Here is a 17,090-nt window from a genome sequence, read left to right as displayed (position 1 = left end):
TGACGCCAGCGGCATTATCTGGTAGCCGCTGGCCATATCATGATTATCCAATCGTTATCTTACCTTCTGGGTAACGGTACAGTTCTTTACTACCTTTTGGTTTCAAAGCATAAGCAAGTGTAAGTGGTCCGGTCCGGCCCATAAACATCAGGATAATCACTAGAACCTTTCCTGCCGTAGTCAGTTCCGGAGTAAGGCCCATAGATAAGCCTGAGGTTCCAAAAGCAGATACTGCTTCAAAAAGTACAGTTAGAAATTCAGCGCTCTCGGTTAAGGATAATAACATCGTAGCGATGACAAGCAGCATAAGAGACATTAATGTGATAGTAAGGGCTCTATATACATTTTCTTTAGCGATCCGGTGGCGGAACATTACAATATCTTCTTTCCCCCGTAATCGCGCAGCTACTGCAGTAACCAGTACGGCGAATGTAGTGATCTTGATTCCTCCACCCGTCGACCCAGGTGCAGCTCCGATAAACATCAATAGAATCATCAGAAATTGTGTGGATTGCCGTAAAAGTGGAACTTCAATGGTGGTGACACCACCAGATCGCGGAGTTACCGCTTGTAAAAAGGTCGCCCAAAACTTTCCGCTTGCACTCAAGGGCTTCAGCGTAGAATTAAACTCCAGTAAAAAAAACAGCCCCGCACCAATAACAATCAATATAAGAGAAGTCCAAAGAACAACCTTTGAATGAAGAGTGAGTCTTCTGCGTTTAGGAAAGTCCATAAGATCAGACAGAACGATAAAACCAATCCCTCCAAGAAATATGAGACTCATTGAGGTGAAGTTAACAATGGGATCATTTACAAAACGAGTAAGTCCGCTAAACGGCCCATGAATATCACCGAAGAGATCAAAGCCTGCATTATTAAAGATAGAAATACTGTGAAAAATCCCATAATATGCTGCTTTCCCAAAGGGCATATCCATCATAAACCTTCCAGCAAACAACACGGCCCCCGACAGCTGAATAACAAGAGAATAGATCAGGACTCTACGGATTAAGAGTACAATTCCCTGCATCGAATTTTGGTTCATGGATTCTTGCAAAAGGATTCGCTCTTTCAAGGATATCCGTTTATTAAGGACCAAGGTAATCAAAGTAGCCATCGTTACAAAGCCTAATCCTCCGATTTGAAATAAAATGAGTAGAACAACTTGTCCGAAGGTAGTTAGCTGAGTTCCCGTATCAATGACCGCAAGGCCTGTTACACAAGTGGCTGAAGTCGCCATAAACAAGGCATCGATAAAGGATATTTGTCCGGATGTTGAGGAGACCGGGAGACTAAGCAGAAAAGTCCCGGCAGTGATAAGGATTAAGAATCCTAGTGATAAAACTTTGGGTGGGGTCATTTTAAAACCACCGAAGTTCAGGTTAGCCAATGTAATTCTCCTGACGTACGTGATATTGGAGTAATGCTCACAGAATTATAACACAACTTACCAGCCCTTCCCTAAATGGAGGGAGGTAATTGACATATTTTATCGAATTATTCTAGAATAACACCCTATCCGTCAACTTAAAAGAGGAGGCTTTCTTAATGATGATAAGTCCGATTCTGAATCAGATTGGTGCTGTTTTTATTCCGGTAAAGGATATTGAGAAATCAAAACAATGGTATTGCCAATTGCTTGGACTCCCATTAGATGGAGAGGTATTATTCGGTCATTTATATGTAGTCCCTATGCAGGGACCGGGCATCGTTTTGGACAGTAAGATTTACACCGCTGAATCTGTTCTAAACATCCCTTCGTTTCATCTTAACACCGAGGATATTGATGCTGCTTATGATTATGTAAAGGCCAACGGAGGAGAGATTCTCACGGATATTGAGCATGATCATTGGTTTAATTTTAAAGATCCCGATGGAAATGTGATCATGGTCTGTCGTTGTTAATCGTTGTATAGAAGGGAGTAGACGAATGATAAGAGAAGCTAGGACCGAAGACGCTACCTTCATTGAAGAACTTTATCGGATTTTGCTGCCTGAGCATCCAGCTATTCATGTATCTCCTGAGCGGCTGAAGCAGATAGCAGATCATCCGGAGAGTTTTCTATATGTGTGCGAAGAACAAGAAACAATTGTCGGGTCGTTACATCTTCATTTTTGTATGGATGCTTTGTGTGACGATAGGCCCTTTGCTGTCATAGAAAGAGTCATTGTGGCTGAAAAAGTACGAGGAAAAGGGTATGGCGCAATGCTAATGAGACATGCCGAGAATGTAGCAATCTCCAAGGGAGCCCTTAAGATTATGTTATCAAGTGCTGCAAAGAGAGAAGAAGCGCATCGTTTCTACGAAATTCTTGGTTATGATAGCAGCTCCAGTAAGGTATTCAAGAAGTACTTATAGTTATTTACGATTGGAAGTGATGATATGATGGTTACACTTAGAGAACTGGTGCCGGAGGATGCAGGTGAATTGCTTCGACTTCAGCATCAGTTAGACCAAGAGTCCAAATTTATGTTATTGGAACCGGATGAAAGACAAGCTAGTCTTTGTCAGGTCAAAGAAATGCTCGAAAGCTTTCTGGCAGCAGAAACTTCAATTCTTATAGGGGCAGAGGTTGACGATCATTTGGCAGGTTACTTGTCTGTTAGAGGTGGAAGTGTTAGACGCAATAGACATAGCGCGTACATAGTGATTGGGATTCAGAAACAATATCAGGGGAATGGGATTGGGGCTGGCCTGTTCCGGGAGATGGACATCTGGGCTATGAACAATGGGATTGTTCGTCTTGAGTTATCCGTCATGACCCATAATCAAGCTGCTTTGGGGCTGTATACCAAGAGCGGGTTTGAAATCGAAGGGACGAAGCGGAAATCTCTTATTGTCGATGGTAAGTGGGTGGATGAGTATTATATGAGCAAAATTCTCCAAAAAGAAAAAAGGATAGAGTGTCAGATTTAATCTGATGACCCTATCCTTTTTTTTATGAATAAAGGTTATGATTTCGTAATTTATGATGATTCAGTGTTGCTTGATTGTTCGATAACAACTTCAACCTTGCGGACACGGTATCTGTTCATCTCGCGGATGGTCAATGTTACATGGTCACGAACAATACTTTTGCCAATGGCTGGATCTGCGATATGACTGTATACCCAGCCTCCAACTGTGGTCACTTCTTCATCTTCGAAATCAAGCCCTGTAAGATCCTTGACCTCTAACAGAGATACCTTACCGTCGAACAGATAGTTAGTATCGCTTATTTTTTCGACTTCTCTGCGTTCATCACCGTCAAACTCGTCACGGATTTCACCAACGATTTCTTCCAAAATATCTTCAATCGTGATGAGACCGGATGTTCCGCCATATTCATCAAGCAGCAAGGCAATATGCACACGCTCCAACTGCATACGAGTTAGAAGATTCTTGACCGGTGTCACCTCAGATACTGTCAGTACGGGTTGAATTAAGCTATGGAAATCAAAATCAGGATTGTTATCATACTGCAAATAGAGCTGTTTCGTGTTGATCATTCCGATAATATTATCCTTGCTGCCTTGTGCCACAGGGAAACGAGTATATTGCTCCTTGCGGATAATTTCGAAATTTTCTTTCAACGAATGATTGGTGAAAAGACATACCATATCGGTTCGCGGAACCATGATTTCTTTGGCGAGCATCTCATCAAAAGTAAAGATTCGGTTAACATAGCCATATTCGGCTTTATTGATTTTCCCGCTTTCGTAACTCTCGGACAGGATCAAACGAATCTCATCTTCACTATGCGCGTCTCCATGCTCACTAGCTGGTTTCATCCCAAAAAGACGAACAAGCATATTAGCGGAACCGTTCATGAACCAAATGAGAGGGTACAAAATTCTGTAGAACCAAATAATCAGCGGTGAAGTAATTTGACCGATTTTTTCCGGAATGTTTATAGCTGCCGTCTTCGGAGCAAGTTCTCCGACAACGACGTGCAAGAATGTTGCAATGATGAATGCGAGTAAAAACGCAAGAGGGTGACTCACACTAGAACTGATATTGGCCCAGTCGAAAATAGGAAGCAATAACTGTTCGAATGCAGGCTCTGCCAGTGCACCAATACCCAGCGCAGTGATGGTAATCCCGAGCTGACAAGCGGATAAATAGCCATCGAGATTAGCGGATACCTTCTGTACTGCCAAGGCATTCTTCTTTCCGTCAAGCACCATTTGACTGATCTGGCTACCTCTAAGTCTCACCAATGCAAATTCTGTTGCTACAAAAAAAGCGGTTAAAATAATCAAAATAACCACCAACGTCAAACTAAGTCCTATACCCATATAATCTTTACCATCCCTTTCGTTCCTAAAATAGGTTATACTCATTATTATGAGTTCTTATGAACTATTCTACGAACTTTTCAGTAAAATATCAAATGGTGGAGGGAAACAGATATGGAATCATTTGCATTGACTCGTGTGGAGATGTCCAGTCTACTGCTCTCATTGACCGGATTGTCAGACCGGAAACCGCTGAATATCCTCCAAGAGGCATGGGCAAAGTTTCACCGTGAAGAATTACAAAAGGGGACTTCGTTGCCCGCTTTTTTATCAACCAATGTTCCACCCATATTACAAAAGATCATTAAAGGCGGCCATGTAAAAGGCTTTTCACTTGGTGAAATTGCTTCATTGGGCCATCTTATAGAGTATTCCACATTGACCGTCACAGCTATGCAAAATTGGGTCAAGCGCGACTTCAAGGAATATCTCGGTTCGCCTAAAGAAGGAAAGAAATATTCGGTTAATCAGGCGGCGCTTTTGTTTATTATCGATGATCTCAAATCCGCTCTTAACTTTGAAAGTATCCGCCAACTGTTCCAGCTAATGTTCCTAAAGCCGGATCGGGATGATGATGATCTAATTGAACCGGCCAAGCTGTATTACGCCTATGCAGGGCTTTTTGAGGAGATCAAAAGCAATCCATCGATTCAGACGCAATGTAAAGTAGATCAAGTGTTGCACAAGGAGTTCTCTTGGAAAGAAGATACCTCGTTAAAAAGCTCTATAGATCGTGTAATTAACCGGCTGACACATTTGTCGAGAGCGCAGAGAGAATCCGTTCGTAATATGCTGCTTATCGCCACAATTTCTGTGCAGACCTGTTATTTTCAATCGCTGGCTAGGCAATACTTTAATGCTGCTTTATTTCTTGATTTTTGAGCACTTCAATTTTAAAATGTATAAGTGAAACAATCAAAAGTAAGTTTATTGGTTAACAGGTTGAAATAAGGGGGCTTCGAAGTGAATCAAATGACACTGCTGCGGAATCCGAAACAAAGGAAATTACTCTTCAGCGCTGGCTTGAGCTGGATGTTCGATGCGATGGACGTCGGAATGATTTCTTTTGTTGTAGCAGCTTTAGCTAAGGATTGGAATCTGGGACCGGAGCAGATCGGTATATTGACTAGTATTAATTCCGTCGGTATGGCAGTAGGTGCTGCAGCGGCAGGGATATTAGCAGACCGCTTTGGCCGTAAACCGGTATTGCTGTGGACACTCCTTATTTTCTCGGCGGCAAGCGGATTATCTGCATTTGCAACAGGCTTTGCGATCCTCTGTGTGCTTCGTTTTATTGCTGGGTTTGGTCTTGGCGGAGAGCTGCCTGTCGCTTCTACCTTGGTCTCAGAGAGCATGCCTGCTCAGGAGAGAGGCCGTGCGGTTGTGCTTTTGGAGAGCTTTTGGGCAGTCGGTTGGATTGCTTCGGCATTAATCGCGTTCTTCATTATCCCTGATTATGGCTGGCGTATAGCTTTCGGAATTGGGGCTGTACCTGCACTCTACGCTTTATATCTAAGACGGGCGATTGATGATTCACCGAAATTTGCTGAGATTAAAAAGGCACCCGTTTCCTTAAAGAAACGAATCGCTACCGTATGGTCGCCAGAATATCGCCGTTCTACAATTATGTTGTGGATTTTATGGTTTACGGTGGTGTTCTCGTATTATGGCATGTTTCTATGGCTGCCTACAGTTATGGTACTTAAAGGCTTCAGCTTGGTCAAAAGTTTCGAGTATGTGCTTATTATGACGCTCGCTCAGCTGCCTGGATATTTTACTGCCGCTTACTTTATTGAAAAGTTCGGACGTAAATTTGTCCTAGTCATCTATATGTTGTTCACTGCGGTTAGCGCTGCATGGTTCGGAAATGCGACTACTGAAGGCATGCTGATGGCTGCCGGAATTTGTTTATCCTTCTTCAATCTTGGCGCTTGGGGTGGCATGTATGCTTATACGCCAGAGCTGTACCCAACGGCTATTCGTTCCACAGGCGCTGGTTTAGCAACTTCCTTTGGCCGGATTGGGGGCATTATCGCACCTTTGCTGGTAGGGGTTCTAGTAGGTAAATCTATGGCGATTGGCTCGATCTTTATGCTATTTTTTGTAACGATTATTATCGGTGCATTAGCGGTATTGTTCCTTGGCAAAGAAACAAAGGGAACCGAGCTTCTCTAAAGTGTGATTCTGCATTACATACTTGATGTTAATCTATCAACAATGCTAAAATATCAAGAAGAAACGATGTTGTCGTCCTGTATGGATGACCACTATTCACGTAAGAACAAAACGGTTCCTTCACAGTTGTGAACAGGACCGTTTTTTTACATTAATCCTTATTTATAAGGACGGAGCGATCGCACATGAGTAATGATAGGAAACAGCCGCATTTCACAGAATTAGTCTGGGAAAGTACGGAACAAAATGTACCGATTCCGCCGCGAAATTCCCCTGAACCTGCGCTGCCTAAGTCATCTTCTAAGAATAATGGCAAAACAAATTCAACCCCTGAACCTTCATTACAGCTGCAGCTTTGGGATACAGAGATGGAAACGCCGGAGCCTGTGAGTACCACCGAAGGGCAGTTCGTAACAAGAGCGAAGGAATTAGTTGAAAAAACTGAGGACACAGCGCTTTTTGTTCCTTTTAAGAGTTACTGGCCTACATATGGCCATATGACAGGCACGCAAAGCAGATGGTATTTTTATTGGCGGAATGAAGTTAGACAAGGCAGATATCTGAAAACAGATCTTTCTTATATTTTTCTGCATGTATATGAGCTTATTAATGGCGTGGGGTGGACTGACCCTAATGATGGCTATAGGCAGCTAAATCTGATCTGGGAAGCTTACCGGGAAAGTTATAAACGTTTGGATCAATATCTTGGCGGCTGGATCGCGGACTTCTCTTTTGTACATCATTTGGATGTCCCGCTTTCTATCATTGTGGCTCGTTCACGTGGTCTTGCTGGGGATCTGGCGGAGCTTGAATTAATGAGAGGACTGACGACTGCTCCTGAGCAGCTAACCTTCGCAGTATTAACGGCAATGTCGGACTATGATATTAGTAAATCCAAGTTCTACATCGGAGAAGGCAATGAGGCTCTTGAACAATACATTCCGCAGGTCGTGGCGTTAATTAATGCTTATGTCACCCGGAAACACGGCTCCAATCTAGTTGAGATGTTTCCGCCTGGACCAGCGGTGATGCGGGAGCGTTATTTATTCCGAAGTGCCGTATATGATATTTCATTATATGGCTATTCTGTTCTTATACCGGTTGTACGTATTAGTAAATCTCCACCACTTCGCAGTCTGATTACAAGGCTATTTCGTCTGACTGAGAATAAACTCCGGGAACTGATGGGCTACCGCGGACGACTTAAAGGTATTAATGTAGATGCCGATATGGACGATTTGATCACTCGTTTTCTAAAGCGTGAGTACCTTAAAGAGACGCAGGAAGACAAAGGGCCGACAGTCGTCATAGATCCTGAGAAGCTAAAACGCCTGCAAAGTGATTCTGAAATTGTACGGACAATGCTTACGGTTGAGAATATGGACGAGCAAGATTACGAGGCTAGCGAGCTCGAAGCAACTATCGGTGAAATCGATCCAATACAAGATAGTAAGGAAGAATTGTTGCCTGTAGAGGTGATTGAAGAAGCTCAAGCGGTTAGCATAGGATCGGAGGCAGAACAGTTTGCCAATGCTTTAAGTCCACTACAACGGGAAGCACTGCTTGCTCTTTTGGATGAGGATGGAAGTCAAGCTTTACTGAAGCTGGCTGCTGCTAATGGCACGATGTCAGAGCTTCTAATTGATGAGATTAATGAGATCGCAATGGACATTCTTGGTGATCTGATCATTGAGGGGGAAGACATTGTTGAGGAATATATCTCTATGCTGCGCAATATTTAATGAGGTGAACTTTGGATGAGTGAATTAAAAATACCTAAACGAATGACAACTGCGCTAGTCAATTCGATGACGGCTGGTGTTGTTCCGCGTATCGGACTAGAGCACATAGCCGTTGGCCGTCGGCCGGAGATTGAAGCCATATTAAGAGATATGGAGAACATTGCAGAGGGTGGGGCAGCTTTTAAGCTGATTACAGGCAAATTCGGCAGCGGCAAAAGCTTTCTGCTTCAGATGATCCGTAATTACGCGATGGATCGTGATTTTGTAGTAGCAGATGCTGACCTGTCCCCTGAGCGTAGGTTAGTAGGAACTAAAGGACAAGGTCTAGCGACTTACCGGGAGCTAATGAGCCATTTATCGACCCGCACACGTCCAGATGGTGGAGCGTTGGAGATCATCCTGCAGAAATGGATTATTACGCTACAGCAGTCCGTGATGCAGGAGAAGGAATATGGGCCTGATCACCCTCAGCTTGGTGAAGAAGTAGAGAAGCGAATTTACGCTGTAGCCTCTGAAATGCGTGGTTTGGTACATGGTTTTGATTTTGCCAAAGTACTCGCCTCTTATTGGAATGCACACAAGCTGGCCGATGATGACCAGAAACAGGATTCGCTTCGCTGGTTGCGTGGAGAATTTGCAACTCGGACAGAAGCCCGCAAAGCGCTTGGAGTTGGCGTGATTATTGATGATGATAATTGGTATGACTATATGAAGCTTTGGGCGGAATTTACCGCGGCTATTGGCTATAAAGGTCTGCTGCTGTTTATTGATGAAGGTGTCAATCTTTATAAAATTACGAACAGTATTTCCCGTCAGAGCAACTATGAAAAGCTGCTTACCATGTTCAATGATACGATGCAGGGGAAGGCAGAGAACCTTGGGATTTTTATAGGGGGAACACCGCAATTTGTGGAAGATGGACGGCGTGGATTATTTAGTTATGAGGCACTGCGATCGCGATTGGTTGCTGGCCGGTACGGGGCGGCGGGTCTGAACAATTATACTGGACCTATCATTGCACTGGACATGTTATCACACGAGGAAATTCTTGTACTGCTGCAAAAGCTTAAAGAGATTCACGCCCTACATTATGGTTATGAAGCACGTTTATCACAGGAACAATTGGTTCATTTTATGGAGGAAGCGGTTGGAAGATTAGGGGCTGAGGAACTCTTAACTCCACGGGAGGTAGTTCGTGATTTCATGGATCTGCTGCATACGCTCCACCAGCATCCGGAGATTACTTTTGAACAGCTAGTGGGCGAAAAAACGGCTAAGCCAGCTGAGACTGAGCAAAATGAACTGGATGGGTTTCTGGCGGAGTTTGAATTATGAGTGATAATCCGTTCTATAGGCTGGCTCCCTTCATTAAAGAGTTTATTTATAAGAACCGCTGGGAGACTTTGCGTGAGGCACAGGTGGATGCCTGCCGGGTGCTTTTTGATACCCCGCATCATCTGCTGATTGCCTCAGGTACCGCTTCAGGTAAGACAGAGGCAGCTTTTTTCCCTGCGCTTACTGAGCTGTATGAACGTCCTTCCGGTTCGGTTGGCATTTTGTATATCGCCCCTCTGAAAGCTTTGATCAACGATCAATTTACACGTTTGAATGATTTACTTCGTGAAGGCAACATTCCGGTGTGGCACTGGCATGGAGATGTACCACAAGCCGATAAAACAAAACTGGTGCAGAATCCTTCAGGCGTGCTGCAAATCACCCCTGAATCGCTTGAAGGATTGTTGATGAACCGCCCGAATGCTATTCCAGCGTTGTTCCATGATCTACGTTTTATTGTCATTGACGAGGTGCATGCCTTTATGGGAGCTGACCGGGGGATTCAGGTGTTAAGCCAGCTGGCGAGAATCTCACGTATGGCGGGATGCCATCCTCGCAGAATCGGACTATCAGCTACGCTGAGTGACTACGCTTCTGTCACAGAGTGGCTGGCGGCGGGCACGCGGGAGAGCGTTGAAGTGTCCGCTCCACAAGGCGGGCGTAAGCTCCGTTTAAGTGTGGAGCATTTCTCTTTCCCGGATGCACGGGATGAGGTGCAGGCGGAGCATTTAGAACGTGCGAAGCAGTCTTATTACGATTTCATTTATGATCATACGCATCTGAAGAAGGCGTTGATCTTCACCAACAGCCGCTCAGATGCGGAGACGGCGACCCTAGAGATGCGGAGGACGGCCGCGAAGCGTGGTGAACGGGATGTATTTCACGTTCACCATGGCAGCATCTCCGCGATGCTGCGTGAAGAGACGGAAGCCGCGCTGCGGCAAGGCACCGGACCGGCTGTTGCCGCAGCGACGTTGACGCTGGAGCTGGGTATTGATCTGGGCGAGCTGGAGCGAGTGCTACAGATCGGCGCTCCCTATAGCTGCGCAAGCTTTGTGCAGCGGTTAGGCCGCTCGGGCAGGCGTGGAGACGCTGCATCCGAGATGATCTTTGTCACGCCCGAGGAAGAGGACGAGGAAGCTCAGCTTCCGGCGCGGATGCCGTGGACACTACTTCGAGCGATAGCGGTAATTGAGCTATATGTGCGCGAGAAATGGGTGGAACCCCTGGTCGTGCGTCAGCTGCCAGTTGGACTGCTGTACCATCAGACGATGAGCATTTTGAAAAGTATGGGTGAGGCCGAACCGGATGATTTAAAAGAAGCGGTTCTGAGTTTGCCTTCGTTTAAAACCATAGATCCTACTGATTATGATATTTTCATGACCTATATGTTAGGCATGGGACAAATTGAGAAGATGGACGAAGGCAGCTTGATCATCGGGATGGCGGGAGAGAAGATCGTAAATAACTTCCGCTTCTACGCGGTCTTCAAAGATGATGAAGAGCATGTGGTCTATAACGGGACTGAGGAAATCGGATCGATCACAACGGTTCCACCACCAGGCTACTGTTTTACTCTGGCAGGTAAGCTTTGGAAGGTAGAAGAGGTGGATAATCGCCATAAAGCCGTTTATGTGAAAACCTCACGCGGCAAAGTAGATACGTTGTGGCTTGGTGCGGGTGGGGATGTACATACACGCATCATGACCAAAATCCGTGAAATCTTAGGAGCCACTTCATTGTATCCTTATTTAGCTCCGAGTGCGGCTGCGCGGATCGAACGAGCTCGTCGTTTAGCGAAGGAAAGTGGAATGCTTGTGCGGTCCGTTATGCCGGCAGGTGGAGATTCCATGTTCATTCTGCCCTGGGCGGGCAGTCGGCAATTCCGCACGCTGGAGCGCCTTCTGAAGAACAATCTGAAGAGCCCTCTGGGACTGCGTTCTATCGATCCCATGGAACCTTATTATATGGTCGTTGCTGGTAAAACAGATGCAGAAACGCTGGAAGCAGAGATCATTGCCGAAAGTATGGCTGCCACAGATCCATTATCATTGTTATCCCCAGATGAAGCACCCTATCTCGGAAAATACGATGAGTTCATCCCGCATGAGCTGCTGCGCAAAGCTTTTTCCTTGGATGGATTAGATGTCCCGGGTCTGATTGAGGTTTTAAAGCAGTGGCAGCAACCTAATTAACCTTAAGCAGTACCTGTTGAAAATACTCTAAATTGCAGACGTCCGCTTATGCGGGCGTTTTGTTATGTCCGGACCAATGCTGATATATGAACTTTCCTTAAGTTTCAAATGTTGCATAAGAATAGGGTGGAAGGAGAATAGTACTAACAGATTCCTATAGAGGATGATTGCGATGTGGCCTAAAATAGTCTCTTATATTCCGGACTGGACAATTTTTATGCAGGCGGCGATTACGCTGCTCTTTCCCGTTGGGATTTTTTATCTTTACAGGCATTTGTATTTTTATGTTGGAAGCGGACGCTCCAAGGAAACAGAGGCCAAATCACAGGATGCGGAACTGAAGAAGAATGACAATCGGGAAGTAAATCCGCAGCCTCCTGTGTCTACTGCTTTTACCCAGGACTATGATGCCGATCTGACAGCGATAAAAACGGCATTGGGGGAGAACAGTGATGTACATTTTCGTGAATTCTCAGTTAAAGGTATACAGGCACGTGCCGCATTGGTCTATGTAGAGGGGATGCAGCACGAGGAGCTAATCAATCAGCAGGTGCTGCAGAATCTGATGTATGCTGGCGAAACGCAGGTTTCAGAAGGAATATACAACTACTTGAAACAGAATATGCTCCCCTTAGCTCAGCTTAGTGAAGCCAAGGATTTAGACCAACTGCAGGAGTTTGTCCTATTCGGATACACTGCGCTGATTGTCGAAGGCATGCGTGAGATGTTGCTGGTGGGTTCTCCGCATGGATCCGTGCGCGCGATTACTGAGCCAACCTCGGAGGCTTTACTGCGTGGGCCTCGGATTGGCTTTACCGAGGTGCTTAGTGAGAATACCTCTATGCTGCGGCGCCAAGGGCTTAATAAGAATCTGGAAATGAAAATGGTTGAAGTAGGCAGCGAAATCAAGAAGAACCTGGTTATCGCTTATATGAAAAACATTGTAAATCCTGATCTGCTCCAGGAAGTGAAGGAACGTATCTCCAAAATTGATATGGACTTTATTCTGGAATCCGGCTATGTGGAACAGTTGATCGAGGATGATTATTTAAGCCCGTTTCAGCAGACACAGAATACGGAAAGACCCGATCGGGTGATTGCTTCCTTGTTAGAGGGGAGAGTCGCGATTTTGCTGGATGGCACACCGTTTGCACTCGTTGTTCCAGTGACGTTCAGTATGCTTTTGCAGTCTCCTGAGGATTATTATGAGCGCTGGATTCCGGGTACACTTTTGCGGATACTCCGGTTTTGTGCATCATTTCTGGCTCTGTTGGCTCCGGCGCTGTATATTTCCTTTATCTCTTTTCATCCGGGACTGATTCCTACACAACTGGCGATCTCCATTATCGAAACACGCCAAGGTGTACCCTTTCCTGCATTAATTGAAGTGTTGATTCTGGAAATTTCCATTGAAATCTTGCGTGAAGCTGGAATTCGGCTGCCGAAGCCCATAGGTCCGGCAATGGGGATTGTCGGAGGTCTGATCATTGGAGATGCCGCGGTACAGGCTGGTATTGTAAGTCCTTTTTTGGTAATTGTTGTAGCTGTAACAGCGATCTCTTCGTTTTCCATACCGATGTACAGTGCGGGGATTACTCTCCGGATCTTACGATTCGCAGGCATGTTATTTGCGGCGGTCCTGGGCATGTTCGGAACCATCCTTTTCTTCCTGCTTATTTGCAGTCATCTGACTCGGCTTTCAAGCTTTGGAGTTCCTTACGTCACCCCTATTTCCCCTTTCCGCTTAAGTGACTGGAAGGATTTGTTCGTTCGTGCACCGTTATCGATCATGAAGCGAAGACCGGAGATGCTGAAGACCCAGAAGAAAAAGCGCAGGTCCTAGAGAATGTATTCTTAGCAGGAGCAGAGGGGAGACCACAGTGTTTAAACGAACTGATGACAAGATCACAACCTCGCAGGCTTCTATAATCTTGACCAATTCAATGCTAGGTGCGGGAATTTTGACTTTGCCCAGAAATGTTGTTAAGGCTGTGCAGACTCCCGATGCCTGGATTTCAGTAGTGCTGGGAGGTATCGTCGTATCTTTGGTCATATTGGTTATGGTGAAGCTTAGCCAGCAATTTCCAGGGAAGACTGTCTTTCAGTATTCTAAAAGAATTGTTGGGAATCTTCCAGGCAGTGTAATGAGTACAATATTGATTCTTTACTTTATTGTGATTGCGGGTTTCGAAATCCGCGTTCTGGCGGAAGTAACATTGTTCTTTCTTCTGGAAGGAACTCCGATCTGGGCAATTGTAATGCCGTTCATCTGGGTGGGCACTTATTTGGTCTATGGTGGGATTAATTCCATGGCCCGCGTGTTTCAGATTGTATTTCCGATCAGTATTTTTATCCTGATTATTTGTTATATCTTAAGTGCCAGAATATTTGATATCCAGCATTTACGTCCTTTTCTGAGTGAAGGGCTGATGCCGGTGATCCGAGGCATGAAGTCGAGCATCCTGATCTTTACCGGTTGTGAGGTTGTGATGACAATGACGGCCTTTATGGAACATCCGCAGCAAGCGGTCAAAGGAATGATGGTCGGTTTAAGTATCCCGCTGGTATTGTATCTGGTTACTGTTGTGATGGTTATCGGCGGCCTATCCATCAATTCTGTAATCACCAGCACCTGGCCTACGATAGATTTGGTAAGGAGCTTTGAAATATCAGGGTTCTTTTTTGAACGATTTGAATTTCCGTTGCTCGTCATTTGGCTGATGCAGATGTTCTGTAATTTTTGCAGCTTTTTCTTTAATGCGTCACTTGGCATCTCTCAGGTATTCCACCTAAAGATCCATCCGGTTATGTTCGCTTTAATGCCCATCATCTTCATCTGTACGATGATCCCTCAGCGCATCAATGATGTCTTTAGTCTTGGTGATGCGATTGGCTATATGGGTGTGCTGATCTTTATAATGCTGCCACTGTTATTGTCGATTGTATTAATCATTAGGAAGAAAGGACTCAAGCAGAATGTTTAGACAGCGGGTTATTCGCCTACTATTGGTATTCGTGATTCTGCTTACGCAGTCTGGCTGCTGGAGCAGTAAGGAGATTGAAGACTTGAGTGTTTATACGGGATTGGCGCTTGACAAGGGGGAGCCGAAAGGAGTCGAACGGGAGTTTGAGGAACTCGGAGGAAGCTATTTTAAGAAAAATAAATTGACGGCTACGGTACAAATTGTGCCTGAAAAAATACTCGGAAACTCTGGCAAAGATGGCGCAACACCACAAACTCATTATCACAATATTTCTGAGACAGGGGATTCTCTGCTTGAGATATTCCGCCAAATCTCAATACGTAAGAACCGTCCGATTATAGGTCATCACCTCAAGGTTGTTGTCATATCTGAGAAACTGGTGCAACAGGAGAAGATCAGACGGCTAATGGACTTTTTACTGCGAGATAATGATATCCGCCCTAGCTGTCTTATATTTCTTAGCCAAGGGCCTGCATCCGACACACTTAAAACAACTTCGGAGGAGATTCCTTCTTTTCGTCTTGCAGACATGATTCATAACCACTTCAGAACCAGTAAAGTTATGAAGGGCATAACGTTGTCTAATCTAGATGCACTTATGTACTCCAGGCAAAGCTTTGTTTTACAGAACGTTGTGGAGGCACAAGGTGAGGTGGAATTTTCCGGAGCAGGTATTATCAAGGGAGACACAGGACAGTGGATTGGCAATATTGATCAACAGGATGTGGCGAGTATAGCCTGGATCAAAGGGGACATAAAAGGTGGGAGCATTAAAACCTATAATCAGTTGAATGAAGCGATTACTTATGAAATTAAATCAGTTAAGAGTAAGATTACGCTGAAGGAGACTGCGGATGAGAAGTTCTCTATTCATGTAGCCATTGAGTCTGATGGACGTCTTATTGAGAATTGGGATGATAATGAGCATTCCGCGGAAGTTGCCTATTTCAAAGAATTGGAGAAGATATTCGAGGAGAGATTAACCGAAAAAATCAATGCTCTTATTCACAAAATGCATTCCACCTATAAAGTAGATGTGGCAGGGTTCGGAAATTGGTTCAGCATAGAAAAACCGCAGGTTTGGAAAAAGATCAAGGATCATTGGGACGAGGAATTTATTCGGATGCCATTGACCTTTGATGTTAAGCTTAAAATCACCGATTTTGGTTCCACGACTGAATGAAGGGTTCACTTGATAGCGTGTTAACTCGAAAAGGATCTCAGCAGCCGATGATGGCTATTGAGATCCTTTTCGTGGTTAGTAAGTAGAAGCTGCAAAAACAAACACAACGACGAATAATATAATAATTGCGTACATCAGCGTGCCCACAATTCCACATACCAGGCCTGCAATCGCGAGGCCTTTGCCTTGTTCATAACGATTACGGATTTCCCTCAGCGATAAGGCGGATAGAATAATCGCAATAATTCCTAACAGAAAACCAATATAAGGCACAACAATAGAGAGGATTCCCAAGACAAAACCAGCGATTGATTTGCCATTCGTCGGTGCCGGAGGGGGTGGAGGCTGATAATAGTTCAAATTGTCGTTTGGTGGATAGCTCATTAAAATCACCTCCAATAGAGTTTGTTATTGAATGTAGTTAATCCAGTGCTCTAGCTGCACACAAGGGATAAGTCCAATAGATTCAGCTAGACGAATGGACGCTTGATTTCTTTCAAGGACGTGATAGCGTGGAATAAAGCCTCGTTCTAACGTTTCTTGTATGGCTGTGCGAACTACCATTTTCGCGTATCCGTATCTTTGAAATGCTTCTAAAGTATGAACAGCGCCGATTTCCCAAATCTGCTCTTCATTTCGGAACGCTAGGCAGGTACTAACCGGATTGTCGCCCTGAAAGATTGAAACGGAAAACGCTCCTTTTTGGAAATATTCCTCAATTTCTTCCTTATTGTAATGGTTAGCAGCCCAAAGTGGAAGTAGTCTGTCGTCAAATGAATGATTGATTGACACCTCTTTGTCCTTACTATACCTTAACCCCTCAGTTGTGCTGTAAGAGAAAAACCCCCGAGTTTTTTCTAAAGAAAAATGCGCAGACAGTGCCTCTTGGTACTTCACATCCTGTAGTTTAAAAACAAGCTTCGCCTGTGCTGGGAGCAGTGGTAGTAAAGCTGGAAATATATCGGGGCAGCTGTAATCCAAAAATACGATGTAATCCGCTTGAGGATATACCCTATGATCATATGCGTATGCTGTGGCTGGAAGAAGTAATACAATACCCCACTGATCACCATGCTCAACTAGATGTGTTTCCATGACTTCGTGGAAGGAGTTTAACATTTTTAACAAGCTTACATTCTTTAAGGGATTCGTTTGTAATTTGTTTATGATTCGTTCGTTCTGGTGCACGTTCATCCAC

At 44.7% G+C, this 17,090-nt stretch carries 15 protein-coding genes; 11 read left to right on the top strand and 4 right to left on the bottom strand.

Features of this window, described 5'->3' with window-relative positions:
• Nucleotides 1–43: 43 nt before the first annotated feature.
• Complete coding sequence (locus tag NYE58_RS19450) at nucleotides 44–1,360, bottom strand: TrkH family potassium uptake protein (RefSeq protein WP_076184980.1); 1,317 nt, start codon at nucleotides 1,358–1,360, stop codon at nucleotides 44–46.
• Between the two features lie 191 nt (nucleotides 1,361–1,551).
• On the opposite strand from NYE58_RS19450, the gene NYE58_RS19445 reads away from it, so the two are divergent.
• The 3 genes from NYE58_RS19445 to NYE58_RS19435 are packed head-to-tail and all read left to right on the top strand — an operon-like array spanning nucleotide 1,552 to nucleotide 2,917.
• Nucleotides 1,552–1,905, top strand: a complete 354-nt coding sequence (locus NYE58_RS19445; RefSeq protein ID WP_036677380.1) for a VOC family protein — start codon at nucleotides 1,552–1,554, stop codon at nucleotides 1,903–1,905.
• Nucleotides 1,906–1,930: 25 nt separating this feature from the next.
• A complete protein-coding gene (locus NYE58_RS19440; RefSeq protein ID WP_076274573.1) occupies nucleotides 1,931–2,359 on the top strand; it encodes a GNAT family N-acetyltransferase in 429 nt (142 codons plus the stop codon).
• 24 nt (nucleotides 2,360–2,383) lie between these two features.
• A complete protein-coding gene (locus tag NYE58_RS19435) occupies nucleotides 2,384–2,917 on the top strand; it encodes a GNAT family N-acetyltransferase (RefSeq protein WP_076309509.1) in 534 nt (177 codons plus the stop codon).
• Nucleotides 2,918–2,967: 50 nt separating this feature from the next.
• Here the strand turns inward: NYE58_RS19435 and NYE58_RS19430 are convergent, their stop codons facing one another.
• On the bottom strand, nucleotides 2,968–4,278 hold the full coding sequence (locus NYE58_RS19430) for a hemolysin family protein (RefSeq protein ID WP_076126650.1): 1,311 nt from the start codon (nucleotides 4,276–4,278) through the stop codon (nucleotides 2,968–2,970).
• A 114-nt stretch (nucleotides 4,279–4,392) separates the two neighbouring features.
• Here NYE58_RS19430 and NYE58_RS19425 point away from each other — a divergent pair, with 114 nt between their 5' ends.
• The 8 genes from NYE58_RS19425 (at nucleotide 4,393) to NYE58_RS19390 (ending at nucleotide 15,892) form a co-directional block, all read left to right on the top strand.
• Entirely contained in the window at nucleotides 4,393–5,160 is a 768-nt protein-coding gene (locus tag NYE58_RS19425) for a DUF1836 domain-containing protein (RefSeq protein WP_036676915.1), read from the top strand.
• 90 nt (nucleotides 5,161–5,250) lie between these two features.
• Nucleotides 5,251–6,453 carry an MFS transporter gene (locus tag NYE58_RS19420; protein ID WP_036677382.1) on the top strand — a complete coding sequence of 401 codons (1,203 nt, stop codon included), beginning with the start codon at nucleotides 5,251–5,253 and terminating at the stop codon, nucleotides 6,451–6,453.
• A gap of 185 nt (nucleotides 6,454–6,638) precedes the next feature.
• A complete protein-coding gene (locus NYE58_RS19415; RefSeq protein WP_341002761.1) occupies nucleotides 6,639–8,195 on the top strand; it encodes a TerB N-terminal domain-containing protein in 1,557 nt (518 codons plus the stop codon).
• Nucleotides 8,196–8,210: 15 nt separating this feature from the next.
• On the top strand, nucleotides 8,211–9,530 hold the full coding sequence (locus tag NYE58_RS19410; RefSeq protein WP_341002760.1) for an ATP-binding protein: 1,320 nt from the start codon (nucleotides 8,211–8,213) through the stop codon (nucleotides 9,528–9,530).
• Complete coding sequence (locus NYE58_RS19405) at nucleotides 9,527–11,725, top strand: DEAD/DEAH box helicase (RefSeq protein ID WP_341002759.1); 2,199 nt, start codon at nucleotides 9,527–9,529, stop codon at nucleotides 11,723–11,725. The genes NYE58_RS19410 and NYE58_RS19405 overlap by 4 nt, the downstream gene beginning before the upstream one ends.
• A 172-nt stretch (nucleotides 11,726–11,897) precedes the next feature.
• Nucleotides 11,898–13,568: a spore germination protein gene (locus tag NYE58_RS19400; protein ID WP_341002758.1), complete on the top strand. Its 1,671-nt coding sequence runs from the start codon at nucleotides 11,898–11,900 to the stop codon at nucleotides 13,566–13,568.
• Nucleotides 13,569–13,605: 37 nt separating this feature from the next.
• On the top strand, nucleotides 13,606–14,709 hold the full coding sequence (locus NYE58_RS19395; RefSeq protein ID WP_076218056.1) for a GerAB/ArcD/ProY family transporter: 1,104 nt from the start codon (nucleotides 13,606–13,608) through the stop codon (nucleotides 14,707–14,709).
• Complete coding sequence (locus NYE58_RS19390; protein ID WP_341002756.1) at nucleotides 14,702–15,892, top strand: Ger(x)C family spore germination protein; 1,191 nt, start codon at nucleotides 14,702–14,704, stop codon at nucleotides 15,890–15,892. The genes NYE58_RS19395 and NYE58_RS19390 overlap by 8 nt, the downstream gene beginning before the upstream one ends.
• Before the next feature lie 75 nt (nucleotides 15,893–15,967).
• On the opposite strand, the gene NYE58_RS19385 is transcribed toward NYE58_RS19390, so the two are convergent.
• Both NYE58_RS19385 and NYE58_RS19380 read right to left on the bottom strand, forming a co-directional pair.
• Nucleotides 15,968–16,276: a DUF4190 domain-containing protein gene (locus NYE58_RS19385; RefSeq protein WP_076277588.1), complete on the bottom strand. Its 309-nt coding sequence runs from the start codon at nucleotides 16,274–16,276 to the stop codon at nucleotides 15,968–15,970.
• Between the two features lie 24 nt (nucleotides 16,277–16,300).
• Nucleotides 16,301–16,987 carry a GNAT family N-acetyltransferase gene (locus NYE58_RS19380; RefSeq protein ID WP_179086781.1) on the bottom strand — a complete coding sequence of 229 codons (687 nt, stop codon included), beginning with the start codon at nucleotides 16,985–16,987 and terminating at the stop codon, nucleotides 16,301–16,303.
• Nucleotides 16,988–17,090: the final 103 nt, after the last annotated feature.

It is taken from the genome of Paenibacillus sp. FSL L8-0708 (assembly GCF_038009325.1).
GTDB classification, from domain to species: domain Bacteria; phylum Bacillota; class Bacilli; order Paenibacillales; family Paenibacillaceae; genus Paenibacillus_AQ; species Paenibacillus_AQ odorifer.
Note: the sequence above shows the minus strand (reverse complement) of the source record. Positions and strands in the feature narration are given on the sequence as shown.